17 protein-coding genes are annotated in these 15,691 nt (G+C 69.8%); 13 read left to right on the top strand and 4 right to left on the bottom strand.

Translation table 11 applies throughout. The features are described 5' to 3' along the window. Window positions 1–96 precede the first annotated feature (96 nt). Window positions 97–1,518: an endo-1,4-beta-xylanase gene (locus tag ABZ671_RS28420; protein ID WP_357863888.1), complete on the top strand. Its 1,422-nt coding sequence runs from the start codon at window positions 97–99 to the stop codon at window positions 1,516–1,518. A gap of 102 nt (window positions 1,519–1,620) precedes the next feature. On the opposite strand, the gene ABZ671_RS28415 is transcribed toward ABZ671_RS28420, so the two are convergent. Together ABZ671_RS28415 and icmF are read right to left on the bottom strand one after the other, a co-directional pair. Next, entirely contained in the window at window positions 1,621–2,379 is a 759-nt protein-coding gene (locus ABZ671_RS28415; RefSeq protein WP_357863887.1) for an SDR family NAD(P)-dependent oxidoreductase, read from the bottom strand. A 33-nt stretch (window positions 2,380–2,412) separates the two neighbouring features. Next, window positions 2,413–5,661 (bottom strand): fused isobutyryl-CoA mutase/GTPase IcmF, encoded by a 3,249-nt coding sequence (gene icmF / locus ABZ671_RS28410; RefSeq protein ID WP_357863885.1) that lies wholly within the window; start codon window positions 5,659–5,661, stop codon window positions 2,413–2,415. 69 nt (window positions 5,662–5,730) lie between these two features. Between icmF and ABZ671_RS28405 the strand changes: the two genes are divergently transcribed. The 6 genes from ABZ671_RS28405 to ABZ671_RS28380 all read left to right on the top strand — a co-directional run bounded on the left by ABZ671_RS28405 (window position 5,731) and on the right by ABZ671_RS28380 (window position 10,275). Further along, on the top strand, window positions 5,731–6,234 hold the full coding sequence (locus tag ABZ671_RS28405) for a MarR family transcriptional regulator (RefSeq protein ID WP_357863883.1): 504 nt from the start codon (window positions 5,731–5,733) through the stop codon (window positions 6,232–6,234). Window positions 6,235–6,396: 162 nt separating this feature from the next. Continuing rightward, on the top strand, window positions 6,397–6,888 hold the full coding sequence (locus ABZ671_RS28400; protein WP_357863881.1) for a hypothetical protein: 492 nt from the start codon (window positions 6,397–6,399) through the stop codon (window positions 6,886–6,888). 132 nt (window positions 6,889–7,020) lie between these two features. Beyond that, entirely contained in the window at window positions 7,021–7,950 is a 930-nt protein-coding gene (locus ABZ671_RS28395; RefSeq protein ID WP_357863879.1) for a hypothetical protein, read from the top strand. Next, entirely contained in the window at window positions 7,947–8,396 is a 450-nt protein-coding gene (locus tag ABZ671_RS28390) for an ABA4-like family protein (RefSeq protein ID WP_357863878.1), read from the top strand. The genes ABZ671_RS28395 and ABZ671_RS28390 overlap by 4 nt, the downstream gene beginning before the upstream one ends. A 5-nt stretch (window positions 8,397–8,401) precedes the next feature. After that, a complete protein-coding gene (locus ABZ671_RS28385) occupies window positions 8,402–9,652 on the top strand; it encodes a histidine kinase (protein ID WP_357863876.1) in 1,251 nt (416 codons plus the stop codon). Beyond that, a complete protein-coding gene (locus tag ABZ671_RS28380) occupies window positions 9,649–10,275 on the top strand; it encodes a response regulator transcription factor (RefSeq protein ID WP_357863873.1) in 627 nt (208 codons plus the stop codon). The genes ABZ671_RS28385 and ABZ671_RS28380 overlap by 4 nt, the downstream gene beginning before the upstream one ends. Before the next feature lie 3 nt (window positions 10,276–10,278). Here the strand turns inward: ABZ671_RS28380 and ABZ671_RS28375 are convergent, their stop codons facing one another. Together ABZ671_RS28375 and ABZ671_RS28370 are read right to left on the bottom strand one after the other, a co-directional pair. Further along, a complete protein-coding gene (locus ABZ671_RS28375) occupies window positions 10,279–11,079 on the bottom strand; it encodes an ion transporter (RefSeq protein WP_357863871.1) in 801 nt (266 codons plus the stop codon). 288 nt (window positions 11,080–11,367) lie between these two features. Then, window positions 11,368–12,327 (bottom strand): DUF4034 domain-containing protein, encoded by a 960-nt coding sequence (locus tag ABZ671_RS28370; RefSeq protein ID WP_357863869.1) that lies wholly within the window; start codon window positions 12,325–12,327, stop codon window positions 11,368–11,370. A 270-nt stretch (window positions 12,328–12,597) separates the two neighbouring features. Between ABZ671_RS28370 and ABZ671_RS28365 the strand changes: the two genes are divergently transcribed. The 6 genes from ABZ671_RS28365 to ABZ671_RS28340 all read left to right on the top strand — a co-directional run bounded on the left by ABZ671_RS28365 (window position 12,598) and on the right by ABZ671_RS28340 (window position 15,568). Beyond that, window positions 12,598–13,479: a helix-turn-helix transcriptional regulator gene (locus tag ABZ671_RS28365; protein ID WP_357863867.1), complete on the top strand. Its 882-nt coding sequence runs from the start codon at window positions 12,598–12,600 to the stop codon at window positions 13,477–13,479. Further along, window positions 13,472–13,666, top strand: a complete 195-nt coding sequence (locus ABZ671_RS28360) for a DUF397 domain-containing protein (protein WP_357863865.1) — start codon at window positions 13,472–13,474, stop codon at window positions 13,664–13,666. Before ABZ671_RS28365 ends, ABZ671_RS28360 begins: the two co-directional genes overlap by 8 nt. Before the next feature lie 231 nt (window positions 13,667–13,897). Then, window positions 13,898–14,281, top strand: a complete 384-nt coding sequence (locus ABZ671_RS28355; protein ID WP_357863864.1) for a sigma factor — start codon at window positions 13,898–13,900, stop codon at window positions 14,279–14,281. Beyond that, window positions 14,257–14,412 carry a sigma factor-like helix-turn-helix DNA-binding protein gene (locus ABZ671_RS28350; RefSeq protein ID WP_357863862.1) on the top strand — a complete coding sequence of 52 codons (156 nt, stop codon included), beginning with the start codon at window positions 14,257–14,259 and terminating at the stop codon, window positions 14,410–14,412. The genes ABZ671_RS28355 and ABZ671_RS28350 overlap by 25 nt, the downstream gene beginning before the upstream one ends. A 259-nt stretch (window positions 14,413–14,671) precedes the next feature. After that, window positions 14,672–15,157: a signal peptidase I gene (gene lepB / locus ABZ671_RS28345; RefSeq protein ID WP_357863920.1), complete on the top strand. Its 486-nt coding sequence runs from the start codon at window positions 14,672–14,674 to the stop codon at window positions 15,155–15,157. A 33-nt stretch (window positions 15,158–15,190) separates the two neighbouring features. Next, window positions 15,191–15,568 (top strand): hypothetical protein, encoded by a 378-nt coding sequence (locus ABZ671_RS28340; protein ID WP_357863860.1) that lies wholly within the window; start codon window positions 15,191–15,193, stop codon window positions 15,566–15,568. Window positions 15,569–15,691 lie beyond the last annotated feature (123 nt).

The following is a 15,691-nucleotide window of genomic DNA, read 5'->3' as shown; positions in this document are numbered from 1 at the left end:
ATCAGCGCGGCCTCCGGGCGGCCGTGCAGCGAGCCGACCACCGTGGCGGGCAGCGATCGAAGCGCCTTCCTCGCTCGACTATCGAAAGGTTTCCTGATGGACAAGGTGCTTGCCCGCGGCAGCGGGACCTCGACGCCCCGGCCACGCGCGCGTACCGCCCTGACGTTGGCGGCAGCCGGTGTCGCCGTGTTCGCCGTGACGGTGGCGGTGGCGACCAGCGCCAGTGCCGGCACGACCCTGGGGTCCTCGGCGGCGGAATCGGGCCGCTACTTCGGCGCTGCGGTCGCGGCGAACAAGCTGTCCGACAGTACGTACGTCGGCATCTTGAACCGCGAGTTCAACATGGTCACCCCTGAGAACGAGATGAAGTGGGACGCCACCGAGCCGTCCCAGAACCAGTTCAACTACACCAGCGGCGACCGTATCGTCAGCCACGCCCAGGCCAACGGCATGCGGGTGCGCGGCCACGCCCTGGCGTGGCACTCGCAGCAGCCGGGCTGGGCGCAGAACCTGAGCGGCACCGCGCTGCGCTCGGCGATGACCAACCACGTCACCCAGGTCGCCACCCACTACAAGGGCAAGATCTACGCCTGGGACGTGGTGAACGAGGCGTTCGCGGACGGCGGCAGCGGCGCCCGCCGGGACTCGAACCTGCAGCGCACCGGAAACGACTGGATCGAGGTGGCCTTCCGCACCGCCCGGGCGGCCGACCCCGGCGCGAAGCTCTGCTACAACGACTACAACACCGATGGGCAGAACGCGAAGTCCAACGCCGTGTACGCGATGGTGCAGGACTTCAAGGCCCGGGGCGTGCCGATCGACTGCGTCGGCTTCCAGTCCCACTTCAACCCCAACTCGCCGGTGCCCAGTGACTACCAGGCCAACCTGCAGCGCTTCGCCAACCTCGGCGTCGACGTGCAGATCACCGAGCTGGACATCGAGGGTTCCGGCACCGCCCAGGCCGACAACTACAGCCGGGTCGTCAAGGCCTGCCTGGCCGTGTCCCGCTGCACCGGCCTCACCGTCTGGGGCATCCGCGACAGCGACTCGTGGCGCTCCAGCGGCACCCCGCTGCTCTTCGACGGCAGCGGCAACAAGAAGGCGGCGTACACCTCGACCCTCAACGCGTTGAACGGCGGTGGCACCACGCCCCCGACCACCGCTCCCCCGACCACCACCACGCCGACCACCTCGCCGACCACCTCGCCGACCACCCCGCCGGCGGGCAACGGCTGCACCGCGTCGTTCTCCGTCGACCAGTGGCCGGGCGGCTTCGTGACCAACGTCCACGTCACCGCTGGTGCGGGCGCGATCAACGGGTGGACCGTCCGGATCACCCTGCCCGGCGGGGCGACCATCACCAACACCTGGAGCGCCCAGCCCAGCGGCACCACCGGCACGGTCAACTTCCGCAACGTCGACTACAACGGCCGGCTCGGCGCCGGCGCCAGCGCCGACTTCGGCTTCCAGGGCAACGGCGTCGGCCCGACGGGCACCGCCACCTGCACCGCCAGCTGATCGACGCTTCGGCCCGGCGCGGAACCTACCGCGCCGGGCCACCCGCGAGGGCACACTTCCAGGGAAGGTGTCCGAGAACCTTGAAGGCCCGCCCGAGAGCGCCTAGCGCGGGGCCATCCGCAGGGCGCCGTCCATCCGGATGGTCTCGCCGTTGAGGTAGTCGTGCTCGATGATCGACAGGGCGAGCTGGGCGTACTCGTCGGGACGGGCCAGGCGCTTGGGGAACGGCACGCCGGCGGCCAGGCCCGCGCGGAACTCCTCGGAGACGGTGGCGAGCATCGGGGTGTCGACGATGCCGGGGGCGATCGTGCACACCCGGATGCCGTACTGCGCCAGATCCCGCGCGGCAGGCAGGGTCAGGCCGACGATCCCGCCCTTGGACGAGGAGTAGGCGGCCTGGCCGACCTGGCCGTCGTACGCGGCGATGGACGCGGTGTTGATGATGACGCCCCGCTGCCCGTGCTCGTCGGCCTCGGTCTCGGCGATGCGTTCACTGGCCAGGGCGAGGACGTTGAAGGAGCCGACGAGGTTGACCTGGACGACCTTGGCGTACAGGGCCAGGTCGTGGACGCCCTTCTTGCCGAGGATGCGCATCGACGGGCCGATGCCGGCGCAGTTGACGACGGTACGCAGCGGCAGACCCGAGCCGGCCGCCTGACTCACGGCCGACCGGACCTGCTCCGGATCGGTGACGTCGACCGCGACGTACTCGATGCCGTCGCCGTCCTGGGCCCCCTCGATGCTCACGGGCAGATCGAAGGCGAAGACCTTCGTGCCGCGCTTGGCCAGCGTCTGGGCGGTGGCCGCGCCCAGGCCGGAGGCGCCTCCGGTCACGATTGCGGCGGTGTTCTCGATGCGCATGCTTCCGTTACCTCTCAGTATTCTCTGGTCGCGTCACATGTTGCGGCGGTACTGGCCGCCGACTTCGAAGAACGCCTCGCTGATCTGTCCGAGTGAGCAGAAGCGGACCGCGTCCATCAGTGCCTCGAAGACGTTGCCGCCGCTGGTCGCGGCGGTCTTGAGCCGCTCCAGCGCGGCGGGTGCCTGCGCGGCGTGCCGGGCGTGGAAGTCCGCGAGCCGCGCGAGTTGCGACCGCTTCTCCTCGTCCGTGCCTCGCGCGAGTTCGATCGCCTGGGCGGGTGCGGCGGAATCCTCGGCGAGGAAGGTGTTGACGCCGATGATGGGCAGCGAGCCGTCGTGCTTCTTGTGCTCGTAGAGCATCGACTCGTCCTGGATCCGGCCACGCTGGTAGCCGGTCTCCATGGCGCCGAGCACTCCGCCGCGGTCGGCGATCCGCTCGAACTCGGCGAGTACCGCCTCCTCGACCAGGTCGGTGAGCTGCTCGACGATGTACGAGCCCTGCAGCGCGTTCTCGTTGTCCGCCAGCCCCCACTCGGCGTCGATGATCATCTGGATGGCCAGGGCCCGGCGCACGGACTGCGCGGTGGGGGTCGTGACCGCCTCGTCGTAGGCGTTGGTGTGCAGGCTGTTGGCGTTGTCGTAGATGGCGCAGAGCGCCTGCAGGGTCGTACGGATGTCGTTGAAGTCCATCTCCTGCGCGTGCAGCGACCGGCCCGAGGTCTGCACGTGGTACTTCAGCTTCTGGGCCCGCTCGCCGGCGCCGTACCGGTCGCGCATGGCGACGGCCCAGATCCGCCGGGCCACCCGCCCGATGACGGTGTACTCGGCGTCCATGCCGTTGGAGAAGAAGAACGACAGGTTGGGGGCGAAGTCGTCGATCGCCATCCCCCGCGCCAGGTACGCCTCGACGTAGGTGAACCCGTTGGCAAGGGTGAACGCCAACTGGCTGATCGGGTTGGCGCCGGCTTCGGCGATGTGGTAGCCGCTGATGCTCACCGAGTAGAAGTTGCGCACCCGTTGGGCGATGAACCATTCCTGGATGTCCGCCATGCAGCGCAGCGCGAACTCAGTGGAGAAGATGCAGGTGTTCTGCCCCTGGTCCTCCTTCAGGATGTCGGCCTGCACCGTGCCGCGCACCGTGGACAGCGCCCGGGCCCGGATCTCGGCCGCCTCGGCGGGGCTCGGCTCGCGGCCCTCGGCCTCGCGGAACCGGTCCGTCTGCTGGTCGATCACCGCGTTGAAGAACATCGCCAGGATCGCCGGGGCCGGGCCGTTGATGGTCATCGACACCGACGTGTTCGGGGCGCACAGGTCGAAGCCGGCGTACAGCTCGCGCATGTCGTCGACGGTGGCGATCGACACGCCGGAGGTGCCGATCTTGCCGTAGATGTCGAGGCGCTCGTCGGGGTTGCGGCCGTACAGGGTGACCGAGTCGAACGCCGTGGACAGGCGGGTCGCCGGCTGACCGGCGCTGAGCAGGTGGAAACGGCGGTTGGTGCGGAAGGCGTCGCCCTCGCCGGCGAACATCCGCGCCGGCGCCTCCTCGGTCCGCTTGAACGGGAACACCCCGGCGGTGAACGGGAAGTATCCGGGCAGGTTCTCGTCACGCAGGAACCGCAGCAGCTGCCCGTCGTCACCCTCGCGCGGCAGCGCGACCCGCGGGAGCCGCGTACCGGAAAGGGTCGTGCGGGTCAACGGGGTGCGGATCTCCTTGCCGCGGACGGCGTACACGTACTCGTCACCGTCGTAGCGGGCGCGCACATCCTTCCACTGCTCAAGCAGTTCGCGCACGTCGCCGCGCAGGCTCTGCTCGGTCCGCTCCAGCAGCGCCGCGACCGACGCCTCGGCCGGGTCACCGGCGGCCGCGAGCAGGTCCCGGGTGGTCCGCAGGTGCTGGCGGCGGCGAACGACATCCACCTGCTCGGCCGTGGTGGCGTGGTAACCGCGTACCGTCTGCGCGATGTCCGCCAGGTAGCGCTCCCGCCCGGTCGGCAGCACCGACCGCAGGCTGGTGGAGGTGCGGCCCGACACGACGGGCAGCACGCCGGGGAAGGTCGACAGGCCGTGCCCGCGAAGCAGCTGCTTGAGGTGGTGGTAGAGCGCCGTCACGCCGTCGTCGTCGAAACGGGCCGCGCTGGTGCCGAAGACCGGCATGTCCTGCCACGGGGTGCCGAACTGCTCGCGGTTGCGCACCATCTGTCGCGCCACGTCCCGCAGCGCGTCCTCCGCGCCACGGCGCTCGAACTTGTTGATGGCCACCACGTGGGCCAGGTCCAGCATGTCGATCTTCTCAAGCTGGCTGGGAGCACCGAACTCCGGCGTCATCACGTACAGCGACACGTCCACGTACGGCACGATCGCCGCGTCGCCCTGGCCGATTCCCGGCGTCTCGATGATGACCAGGTCGTAACCGGCGGCCTTGCAGGCTGCCACCATGTCGCCGAGGTGGTCGGGCACCTGCGCCCCGGGGGTGCGGGTCGCCAGAGAACGGAAGAACACCACGCCGGGAGCGATGCTGTTCATCCGGATCCGGTCGCCCAGCAGCGCGCCACCGCGGCGGCGGGTCGGGTCGACGGCCAGCACCGCCACCCGCACCTTGTCCTCGCCGTCCCGGCGCACCCGGCGCACCAGTTCGTCGGTCAGCGACGACTTGCCGGAGCCGCCCGTTCCGGTGATGCCGAGCACCGGAACGTGACGTGACGCCGCGGCGGCCCGGACCGCGTCGGCCAGGGCGGTGTCCGCGCCGGATTCCAGCACGGTGAGCGCCCGCGCCAGCGCGGCCTCGTCGCCCGCCAGCAGTGCCTGGAGGTCGGGCCCGTGCACCGACAGGTCGACGTCGCAGTCCCGGATCAGCTCGTTGATCATGCCGGGCAGCCCCAGGCGCTGGCCGTCCTGCGGGCTGAAGATGCGCACCCCACGCTCGGCCAGGCCCGCGATCTCCTCCGGCACGATCGTCCCGCCGCCGCCACCGAACACACGCACGTGCCCCGCGCCGCGCTCGGCGAGGCGCTGGGCCAGGTAGCTGAAGTATTCGACGTGCCCGCCCTGGTAGGAGGAGATCGCCACCCCCTGCACGTCCTCCTGAACGGCCGCGGTCACCACTTCCTCGACGCTGCGGTCATGACCGAGGTGCACGACCTCGGCGCCCTGACTCTGCAGCAGCCGCCGCATGATCGTGATGGCCGCGTCGTGCCCGTCGAAGAGACTGGCCGCGGTCACGAAACGCACCGGGTGCACGGGGGCGTGCAGCGGGGGCCGGGAGGAGGAATTCGGCTGACTCATGGCACTGACAGTAGGACATCCAACTATCCAACGTCCATGTACCCTCCGACGCCCTCTAGGATGATCCACGTGCCAGCTCCCGACCATCCCCGCGATCCCATTGCCGAAGCACGACGCCAGTGGGCCGCACACGGCTGGGAGGCCGCCGCGGACGGGATGGCGGCGTTGACCTCCCTCATGCGCGCCCAGCAGATCGCCCTCGCGCGGGTGGAGGCTGTCCTCCGCCCGTACGACGTGACCTTCGCCCGCTACGAGGTGCTCATGCTCCTCTACTTCAGCCGCACCGGCGCCCTGCCCATGACGAAGATCGGCAACCGGCTTCAGGTGCATCCCACGAGCGTCACCAACGCCGTCGACCGCCTCGAATCAGCGGGCCTCGTCAGGCGTACGCCTCACCCGACCGACCGGCGCACCACGCTCGTCCAGCTTCTGCCGAAGGGACGGGAGCTGGCCACCAAGGCGACCAAGGAGCTCAACGCCCAGGTCTTCACCAGCCCCGACCTGTCGTCGGACCGCGGCACCACCCTGGTCGAGCTCCTCGCCGAGATGCGTCACGAGGCCGGCGACTTCTGATCGGCGGCGACTGTCAAATTCCCCGCGAATGTCTGGGCTGAATCAGGGCATACCCCATGAAGTCGCGCAGAACGGGCGTCGGCATCATCACGGGGGTGGAGCGGAGTGGCAGAACCTTCACGCGCACGCGTCGTCGGGCGCCGGCCCCTGACCCGGCTGACGGTGGCCAGCCTGGCGGCACATGTGGTCTTCGAACTGGGGGCCGGCGTCGGCATGCCGCTCGCCTCGGTGGTCGGGCCGTATGCCGCCGCGGGCTTCTGGACAGTGGTAACCGGCGGCGTGTGGGCCGCGAGCGGCCGCGACGCCTCCGCTGACAAGCTGTTGGCCGCAGCGAACGGATTCGGCCTCGCCGCCGTGTCGGCTCATCTGCTCGGTTGGCCAACCCGTCCCACCCGAAGCGGCCTCCCCTGGCTCGAGGACTGCGAAGGGCTGGGACCCGAGCTGATGCCCTTCTACAACCCGATCCTCTACTTCTCCGGCGCGACGGGCCTGCTCGCCTTCATCTGGGAGAACCGCACCGCCCGCGTACGCCTGTCGCTGGCCATGCTCGGACTCGTGCCGGCCCTCGTCGCCTATCAACATTGGGAGCACCGGCGACTGCTGCGGCAGGCCCACACCCGTCCCGGGTGGTGGAACCGCCGCCTGCGGCGCTGACTCGAAGGCCTCGGTCGCGAGGTCGTCTCCGGTGCCTCCTACCCAGGGAGGAGCCGCCGCTCCGACCGCCGGCCGCAACCGGGGCCCCAGGTCGGGCGAAGTCCCGGGCCAGGCTCAGCAGCATCTACAGGCATGACTACCACGTTGCGCCGGGCGGCACACTGGCACCGCCCACTGATGGTCTTCGTCTCGGCGATGGCGGTGCTCGCCGTCGTCTCCGCGATCGGCGTCCTCGCTGATCCGCGCGTCCTCACCGGCGTGCCGATCTGGCTCAAGCCGCTCAAGTTCTCGGTGTCCTTCGTGCTGTACGCCACCACCCTCGCCTGGATGCTCTCGCTGCTGCCCCGCCGGAGCCGGACCGCGGAGTGGGCGGCCACGGTCATCGTGGCGGTGGGCGTGGTGGAGATGGCGGTGATCGTCGGGCAGGTGCTGCGCGGCACGACCAGCCACTTCAACGCCACCACTCCACTGAACGCCGCCCTGTTCGAGCTGATGGGTATGGCGATCACGGGGCTGTTCGTCGCGCATCTCGTCATCGGGATCGTGGTGCTGCGTCAGCCGATCGGAAACCGGGTCGCCAAGTACGCGGTGGCACTGGGGCTCGGCCTGACGCTACTGGGCATGGTGGTGGCGTTTCCGATGGTCCGGCCCGACCAGGAGCCGGGTGTCGAGGGAATCGCCGGGGCGCACAGCGTGGGCGTCCCCGACGGCGGGCCCGGGCTGCCGCTGCTCGGCTGGAGCACCACCGGTGGAGACCTGCGGATCGGGCACTTCGTGGGGATGCACGCGTTGCAGGCACTGCCGATCCTGGCGATCCTGCTGGGCCGGTTCCTCGGCGGGCGGCTGGACGAGCACACCCGGGCGCGGCTGCTGGCCGTCGCCGGCGGCGCGTACGGCGGGCTCACGTTGCTGTTGACCTGGCAGGCGCTGCGTGGGCAGCCGCTGCTGCGGCCGGACGCGCTCACCCTGGCCGCCGGGGCGGCCCTGGTGGTCGCGACCGCGGTCGCCGCCGGCGCGGTCGTGGTCCGTCGCCGTCGGCCGGAACTGGTGCTGGCGGCATGACCGGCGCGCTGTTCACGCTGACGTTCACGGTGGCCGCACCGTTCTGGGCGCTGATGATCCTGCTGCCGCGCTGGTCCGTGACCACCCGGGTCATCAGGTCGCCGCTGATCGTGGCACCGGTCCTGGCGATCTACGCGATCCTGATTGTCCCGGCGCTCGGGGAGGCGCTGCCGGCCGTGATGTCCCCGACCCTGGACGGCGTACGCGACCTGCTGGGCAGCGACGACGGCGCGGCGGCGGCCTGGGCCCACATGATCGCGTTCGATCTGTTCGTTGGCAGATGGGCCTGGTTGAACAGCCGGGAACGGAATGTGCCATCGCTGGTCATGGCACCGGTGCTGGTGCTGACGATCCTGTTCGGGCCGATCGGCCTGGCCGCCTACCTCATCGTCCGGCTCAGCTGGCCGGAGCCAGCTCCGGCCGCCGAGCCGCAGCGCATACGCTGACTGCCATGGGGTGGGTGGGACGAGCGTTCGGTGTACGCGACAGCCTCGTGCGGATGGTGCTGCTCGACCTGAGCGGCGTCGGCTACCTCGTCATCGTCGCCCCGATGCAACACGGGACGACGGCCAGGCAGTGGGTCCTCGCGGTGGCGGCGTTCGGCGTCGCGCTGCTGTTCCACCGCCGGCCGCTGGGCAACCTGCTGGCGCAGACCGCGCTGCTGGCGGGCGCGGTCTGCCTGATCGACGACATCACGATCAACCAGGTGGGTGCCAGTTGGGCGTTGCTCGAGCTGACCATGCGGGGGAGCCGGCCACGGACGATCTGGCTGGCCGCCGGGCTGCTGACCGTGGTCGAGCTGACCGATTCGATCGGTGACCCGTTCCGACGGTTCCTCGCCGGCGTCGTCGGGCTGCTGGTGAAGGTCGGCGTGCCGCTGCTACTCGGCCTGGTCATCCGGACCCAACGGGAACTGGCCCGGCAGGCCCAGGAGCGGGCAGTGGAAGAGCAGCGCCGCCGCGAGTCGGAGAGCCGCGCCGCCCGCGCCGACGAGCGCAGCGCCATCGCGCGGGAGTTGCATGACGTGGTCGCCCACCACGTGGCGTCGATGGTGCTGCGGGTCGGCGTGGCCCGACACGTGCTGACCGAGCTGGATCCGCGGGTGGGTGAGGTGTTCGACGACGTGCACGGCACGGGGAGCGCGGCCCTGGCCGACCTGCGTCGGCTGGTCGCGGTCCTGCGTGACCCCGATGGGGTACGCGGTGACGCGGCGCTGACGGCGATCGAGCCGTCGGCGCTTCCGGCGGCCCTCGGTGCGGCGGTCGACCGGGCCCGACAGGCCGGTGTCACCGTGGAGGCCGACATTGACCCGGCGATCGGTTCGCTCGACGCGGTCCGGGGCCTGGCGGTGCTGCGGCTCACCCAGGAGGCGTTGACGAATGTGGCCAAGCACGCCGGCACGTCCGCGCTGGCCCGCCTGTCGGCCACCGTGGTCGACGGGGCTGTCCACTGGGAGGTGTCGGACGACGGGGGCGGGTGGCTGCCGGCGACGGTGCCGCCCGGTGGCGGTCACGGCATCACCGGAATGCGCGAACGCGTCGAGGTCCTCGGAGGTGAGCTGGAGGCCGGGCCGACGGGCGGGGGTTGGCGGGTGCGTACGATCCTTCCGGCCGCGCCGGCGCCTACGCCCCCGGTGCCGGCCTCATCGGCGGCCCGGCAACGCGAGGTGCCGGTGGGGCCCCGCACGACGGAGCCGGCATGATCCGCGTGCTGCTGGTGGATGACCAGCACCTGATTCGCGCGGGCCTGCGCATGCTCTGCGACGCCCAGCCCGACATCGAGGTCGTCGGCGAGGCCGACAACGGCCGCGACGCGATCACCCTCGCCGCCCGGCTCGTCCCCGACCTGGTGGTGATGGACCTGCGCATGCCTGGCGTCGACGGAATCACGGCGACCAGCCGCATTCTCGCCGAGCGGCCGGCCACGCGCGTCCTGGTGCTGACCACGTTCGGCGACGACGATCACCTCTATCCGGCCCTGACCGCGGGGGCGTGCGGGTTCCTGCTCAAGGACGCGCCGCCGGGCGACCTGCTGGACGGTGTCCGCCGGGCCGCCGCTGGCGACAGCCCGTTCAGCCAGGAGGTGCTTCAGCGCCTGGTGCAGCGCGCGGTCCACGCCCGCGCCGGAGCGCCCCGGCCGACGGCGGGGCTGACCGCACGCGAGCGGGACGTGCTGAACCTGGTCGCGGAGGGCCTGTCCAACACGGAGATCGCCGACCGGCTGCACATCGGTGTCACCACGGTCAAGACCCATATCACGAGCCTGATGAACAAGACCGGCAGTCCCAACCGGGTACGCCTCGCCCTGTTCGCCCGCGGCGCCTGAGCGCTAATGGCTCTGCCCATCCCTGCGGCCGATCCGCAGGTCCCGCTCCAACTCGGTCAACATCGTGCGCAGGTCGTCCAGCCGCTGGCTGATCATGATCCGGTCGAGATGATCCGGCACACCATCGCCGTCCTCGTCGACCGCCATCCGCTCGGTCATCTCCAGCCGCCGGGCCTCCTCCATCGAATTGACGACCACCGCGATCAGGATGTTCAACAACAGGTTGACCGTGATCAATACGAAGCTGACGTAGTAGACCAGGGTCCACGGCGACAGTTCCATGCCCTGCTCGACCAGCTCCGGCAACGTCTCCAGGGACAGCAGCACGAACAGGGTCAACACGGCCTGACCGATCGTGCCGTAGTCGTCCGGGAACGTGTCGGCGAAGATGAGCCACCCGACCATCCCGTACACGTACAGGGTCACCAGTGCGAGGGCGAGGAACCCACCGACACCGGGCAGGCTCCGCAACAAAGCCGCCACGATGGTGCGCAGCCCGGGCGAGAAACGCACCAGCCGCAGCACCCGGGCGATGCGGATCACCCGCAGAGCCGGCGACTCACCGTGTAGACCGGGAACGAACGCCGCGGCGATCACCAAGAAATCAAAGACGTTCCACCCACGCCGGAAGAAATCCTGCGGCCGGCGACCGTGCGCCAGCATCCGGATGAGGATCTCGACGACGAACACCGCCCGGAAGACCCACTCCAGCACCCGCAGCAGCACCCCGAGCGACCCCGGATGCGGGTAGGTCTCCACGCCGAGCACCAACGCGTTCACGCCGATGACGACAACGATCGTCACCTCGAACCAATGTGACTCCGCGACGCCGGCACACCAGCGAGCCACCCGTGACGGCCCCGGCCCGGACACCACCGGAGCGGACCGCTGGGACGGCGCCAGCCGCCGACTCACCGGACCGCCCATGCCCCGGCCGTCCCGGTCAGGTCATAGCGCTCGGTCGCTCGGCAACGTGTCACGGTATCGACGGACGGAAGCGGCAAGTGGATCACCGCGCCAGCCTACGGGTGCGCCGCCCGCTCGGTCCGACGGCACCACGGGCTCGATCAGACCGCTGGACGGCACACCGGTTCAGTCGCGGTTGGCGTACACCCACTCCCGACCCGCCGTGAACGCCGCAGCGGGATCGCCGCAGTAGATCCACGGCCAGTCGCTGACCTGGTCGCCAATGAGGTCGAAGACCCGAGCGGCGGCCTCGAACTCGCCCGCCTTCTCCAGGCCCATCGCAAACGTGTTCGCCCGAGGGATCCAGCCGAAGCCGGGTGTGAAGGCCGGGTGGAAGAGCGACTTCTCCACGGCGGCCAGCAGGTCCGCGCGTACCGGCGGGGAGCCGATGTACTCGTCGTCCTCTCCGCGCGGCAGCGACAGCCACTTCTCAACGTGCGCGACGACAAGCAGTTCCGGCAGAAGGCTGCCATCCGGCGCGGCCTCGGTGGCCTCCCGGGCGAACGCGAACATCTGCTCGTCACTGCCAGACCATTTGGCGCACAGGTACTGCAGCCGCTGCTCGTGGGCGACGACGTGGTTGGGGTGCCGCCTCACCACCTCTTCGAACCGGGCGCAGGCCTCGTCACTGTGGACCTGGCGGCCCCGCGCGGAGCTGACCAGCCAGGTCCGGGCGGTCACGTCATCCGGGTCCCGGGCCACGACCTCGTCGAGCAGATTCTCGGCGGTCCGCAGTCGGCGGAAGAACTCGCGGAACTGCTCCTCGCTTGTGTATTCGGCACGCTTCGCGCCCCGGGCCTCCCAGGCCCAGTACACCGCGTGGCAGCCCCGGACCAGCACCGGAAGCGTCGAATCCGGTTCGGCGTCGACCCACTCGCCGATCCAGTCCTGAACGCCGTCGACATTCGCCGCGACCTCCATCAGGTAGGCACGCGCATCCGGATCGGTCGTGGCGCTGAAGATGTCCCGGGCCGTACGCCAGTCCTGCGCGCCCAGCGCCTCGATGAGCGCCCGCGCCTGCGGGTCACCCTGAGCGGGATCGACGACGAGGCCGGCTGGCTGCCGGCGCTTCTTGAACGGCCACATGTGGATCTCCCTCCCCATACTGGCCGGAGATTCTAGAAGGCCGGCCCTGCCCCGGTGCCGCCGCCGTCTGGAAACGCGCGTTACGGAAAGAATTGCGCGCGCGTCGGAATTGCGCGGTGATGGCTGTTGTCGGGGGTGTCTTGTATGGTCAGATGCGTAATCGCTTTGTGTGAAAGACGCCCGGAGAGAAACCAATTCTCGGGCAACAGTTCCGCGTTTCACCGATGGCGTCCGGATGTAACAAAATGCAACATCGAGGAGGGGTGGCGAATGGCCGACGACATGGGATCGACCGTCCCGAGACGGCAGCTCGGGCGGGCGCTGCGGGAGCTGCGCACCGAGGCACGGATGACCCTCGACGGCGCGGCGGAGGCCCTGCAGTGCAGCCGGCAGAAGATGTGGCGCATCGAGACCGGCCTCGGTTCGGTCCGCGCCGTCGACGCCAAGGCCATGTGCGAGCTGTACGGCGCGACACCCGAGCTGACCGGCGCACTCACCGCCCTGGCCCACGAGACCAAGGCCAAGGGCTGGTGGCACTCGTACGGCCTGGCGATCCCGGATTGGTTCGAGATGTACGTCGGGCTGGAGTCAGCAGCCTCGTCGCTGCGTGGATACGACGAGTCTTTGGTGCCGGGCCTGCTCCAAGTTCCGGCCTACACGCAGGGCGTCTACCAGAACCGATCCAACATGAGTGAGGAAGAGTTCGAGCAGGTTCTCGAAGTGCGGCGGCAGCGTAAAGGGCTGCTGACACGACGGCTGCCAAAGGCTCCCGCCCTGCGTTCGGTGCTCACCGAGGCAGTGCTGCTTCGCAGCGTCGGCGGACGAGCCGCGATGGCCGAACAGCTCGCCCATCTGCTCGAATTGTCCGAGTTGCCCAACGTCTCAATCCGGGTGCTACCTCTGGCGGCCGGAGCCCACTACGGGGCACTCGCCGGGACCTTCATGATGCTCGACTTCCCGATACGCAACCGAGCTGTCCCGGAGCCCTCAGTCGTTTACTGCGAGTCGTTGACGGGAGCGCTCTACCTCGATCGGCCGGCCGAGATTGCGGCCTACGAACGGGTGTGGTCGAGCCTCGATGCCTTGGCCCTCGATGAGGGACAATCCAAGCAACTGATCAACAAGATCGCCAGAGAGGTCCACCATGGCTGAGCTGACCGGCGCCCAGTGGCGCAAGAGCACCCGCAGCGGCGACAACAACGGCGCGTGTGTCGAGGTCGCCGACAACCTGCCCGGTCTCGTCGCCGTCCGCGACAGCAAGGACCCGGCCGGTGCCATCCTCACCTTCCCCCCCACCGCCTGGATCACCTTCATCCGGTCTGCCAAGTCCACGTACTGATACCTACGCCGCGCGGGAGCGTGCCTGATGACTACAGGGTGCGCTCCCGCTCGGCATCGCGCTCAGACTGATCCACACAGCCTGCCCTGACGCGTGAGTCGTCTGCGTCATCAAGTTTGTAGGCGTCGCGAGGGCATATGCCGCCAAACTCAGACTGTCTGGCAGTCAGAATCCGCGGGATCCCGAGCCACGACGTGCAACGCGTTTGGAAGAGATCTCGTTCTGATAGATGTGAATCCCTCCGAAGAGCAGGACTTCACGGCGTTCGTGCAGGTCCATGGAGACCAACTGCTGCGGATCGCGCGGCTGCTCGTGCCGGACGCCGCCGAGGCCGAGGATGTCCTGCAGACCGCACTGTTACGGCTGGTCAGACACTGGTCGAGACAGTTGGATTCCCCGATGGCGTACGTCCGAGCCGCGCTGGTCAACCTGGCGAAGGACCGGGGTCGGCGGAGCCATCTCGTTCCCGTCCCGATGAAGGCAGACCCGAAGTCGCTGAGGGCCGGGGCCGATCACGCCGAGGCGATCGGTGCCCGTACGCACCTCGATCAGATCCTTGCCGGACTCCCCCGCGACAGCGCGTCACCGTTGTGCTGCGCATCATCGACGGGCTGAGTGAAGCCGAGACGGCCGCCGTCATGGGGTGCTCCGCCGGAACGGCCAAGAGCAATCCCGCGCGCGGATTGGACAAGGTCCGCGCCGCCTTGAAGTCCACCCCCAGCACGGCACAGGAGGCCGCGCGATGAATAGTCCTCTTCCCTCGCTCGACGATGCGGCCGGGGAGCTGCGCAGCCTTGCGACGGCAGCCGCACCGGTGGCGCGGGCCCGCCCCGACCTGGCCCGGGTGGTCCTCGACCGCGCTCGCCGACAGCGGCGGGGACGGCGCGTACGCAGAGCCGCGGCCGGCGTCGGTGGGGGCATCGTGCTCCTGGCCACCCTCGCGGCGGCGACCGTGCTCGGGCGGAGCGACCACTTCACCGTCACCCAGCCGAGCACCGCGATGGAATCGACCGTACGCGTCGGCGAACGTGTCGTGTTCAACAAGAAGCTGTCCCCGGCCCGAGGGGACCTCGTTCTCGTGCACTCGCACACGACGGTCGCGAGTTCGACTCCGTACTGCGGGTTGTTGCTCTTGCGGGTGACACCGTCGGCTGCCCTGCTGGTCCGAGCGGCCGCTGCGAAGCGATCGTCGTCAACGGAACGCCTGTGCCGCAGCCGTATCTCGGCGCGACCGACCCCTTCCCCAGCAGCACCGTGCCGGCTCACACGGTCTTCCTCCTGGGCGACAATCGCTCGGTCGCCAACGACTCCCGCGCGATGGGTCCGGTCAGAACCGCGGACGTGGCGGGGGTGGCGGTGCGGATCGTGGACCGCCACGGGCGTGCTCGGGCCGTGCCGGGCGCCCCGAGCCACGACGGGCCCGGCGACCGTGACAACGTCGATCCGGCTGGCCCGGTCCCACCAGCAGCGGTGACGGAGGCGGTGCGATAGGCACTCCCGCCGGCTGACCTGCACAATGTCGGCGTGCGGGTGGTGGCCAGGGACGAGTCCGGCGAATGGACAGCGTGGCGCGTCGGGCGTCGACGCTTGGCATGGCGTCCCCGCTACGCCGGATGGCATCTCGACGCGGACGATGAGTGGGGGATTGCGCTCGCGCTGAACCTCATACCGCTGGCCGGCTACCTGCTGAACTGGGCTGCGGCGCTGCTGGTGACGACGATCGTGTGGCCCGTACGGGCAGCGGCCGGCAGATGGACGGTGGTGGCCTATCCCACCACGGACGACGACCGGAGTTACCGGACCACCGTGCGGGGTCGCCGGGCCGCTGATGCGCTGGCCCACCGGTGGGAGCTGGAAATCAAGCAATACGGCCGGCCGCAGCTGCTAGCAACCGGGGCTTGACCGCCCGCTCGATGCAAACAGCGGCGGCCCGGGGCGCGTACCGCCCGATCGGAAGGGTGGACGCCGACCTGCTCGCAGACCCAGCGCAGGGTCGCCTCGGCGTTGCCGAGCCGGCCGGTCGCG

Source organism: Micromonospora sp. NPDC006766 (genome assembly GCF_040636055.1).
Lineage (GTDB): Bacteria > Actinomycetota > Actinomycetes > Mycobacteriales > Micromonosporaceae > Micromonospora.
Note: the sequence above shows the minus strand (reverse complement) of the source record. Positions and strands in the feature narration are given on the sequence as shown.

Excerpts from the sequence above, each read along its gene's own strand:
- ABZ671_RS28420 (WP_357863888.1), top strand. The coding sequence starts at position 97 with ATGGACAAGGTGCTTGCCCGCGGCAGCGGGACCTCGACGCCCCGGCCA.
- ABZ671_RS28415 (WP_357863887.1), bottom strand. The coding sequence starts at position 2,379 with ATGCGCATCGAGAACACCGCCGCAATCGTGACCGGAGGCGCCTCCGGC.
- icmF (WP_357863885.1), bottom strand. The coding sequence starts at position 5,661 with ATGAGTCAGCCGAATTCCTCCTCCCGGCCCCCGCTGCACGCCCCCGTG.
- ABZ671_RS28395 (WP_357863879.1), top strand. The coding sequence starts at position 7,021 with ATGACTACCACGTTGCGCCGGGCGGCACACTGGCACCGCCCACTGATG.
- ABZ671_RS28390 (WP_357863878.1), top strand. The coding sequence starts at position 7,947 with ATGACCGGCGCGCTGTTCACGCTGACGTTCACGGTGGCCGCACCGTTC.
- ABZ671_RS28385 (WP_357863876.1), top strand. The coding sequence starts at position 8,402 with ATGGGGTGGGTGGGACGAGCGTTCGGTGTACGCGACAGCCTCGTGCGG.
- ABZ671_RS28380 (WP_357863873.1), top strand. The coding sequence starts at position 9,649 with ATGATCCGCGTGCTGCTGGTGGATGACCAGCACCTGATTCGCGCGGGC.
- ABZ671_RS28370 (WP_357863869.1), bottom strand. The coding sequence starts at position 12,327 with ATGTGGCCGTTCAAGAAGCGCCGGCAGCCAGCCGGCCTCGTCGTCGAT.
- ABZ671_RS28365 (WP_357863867.1), top strand. The coding sequence starts at position 12,598 with ATGGCCGACGACATGGGATCGACCGTCCCGAGACGGCAGCTCGGGCGG.
- ABZ671_RS28360 (WP_357863865.1), top strand. The coding sequence starts at position 13,472 with ATGGCTGAGCTGACCGGCGCCCAGTGGCGCAAGAGCACCCGCAGCGGC.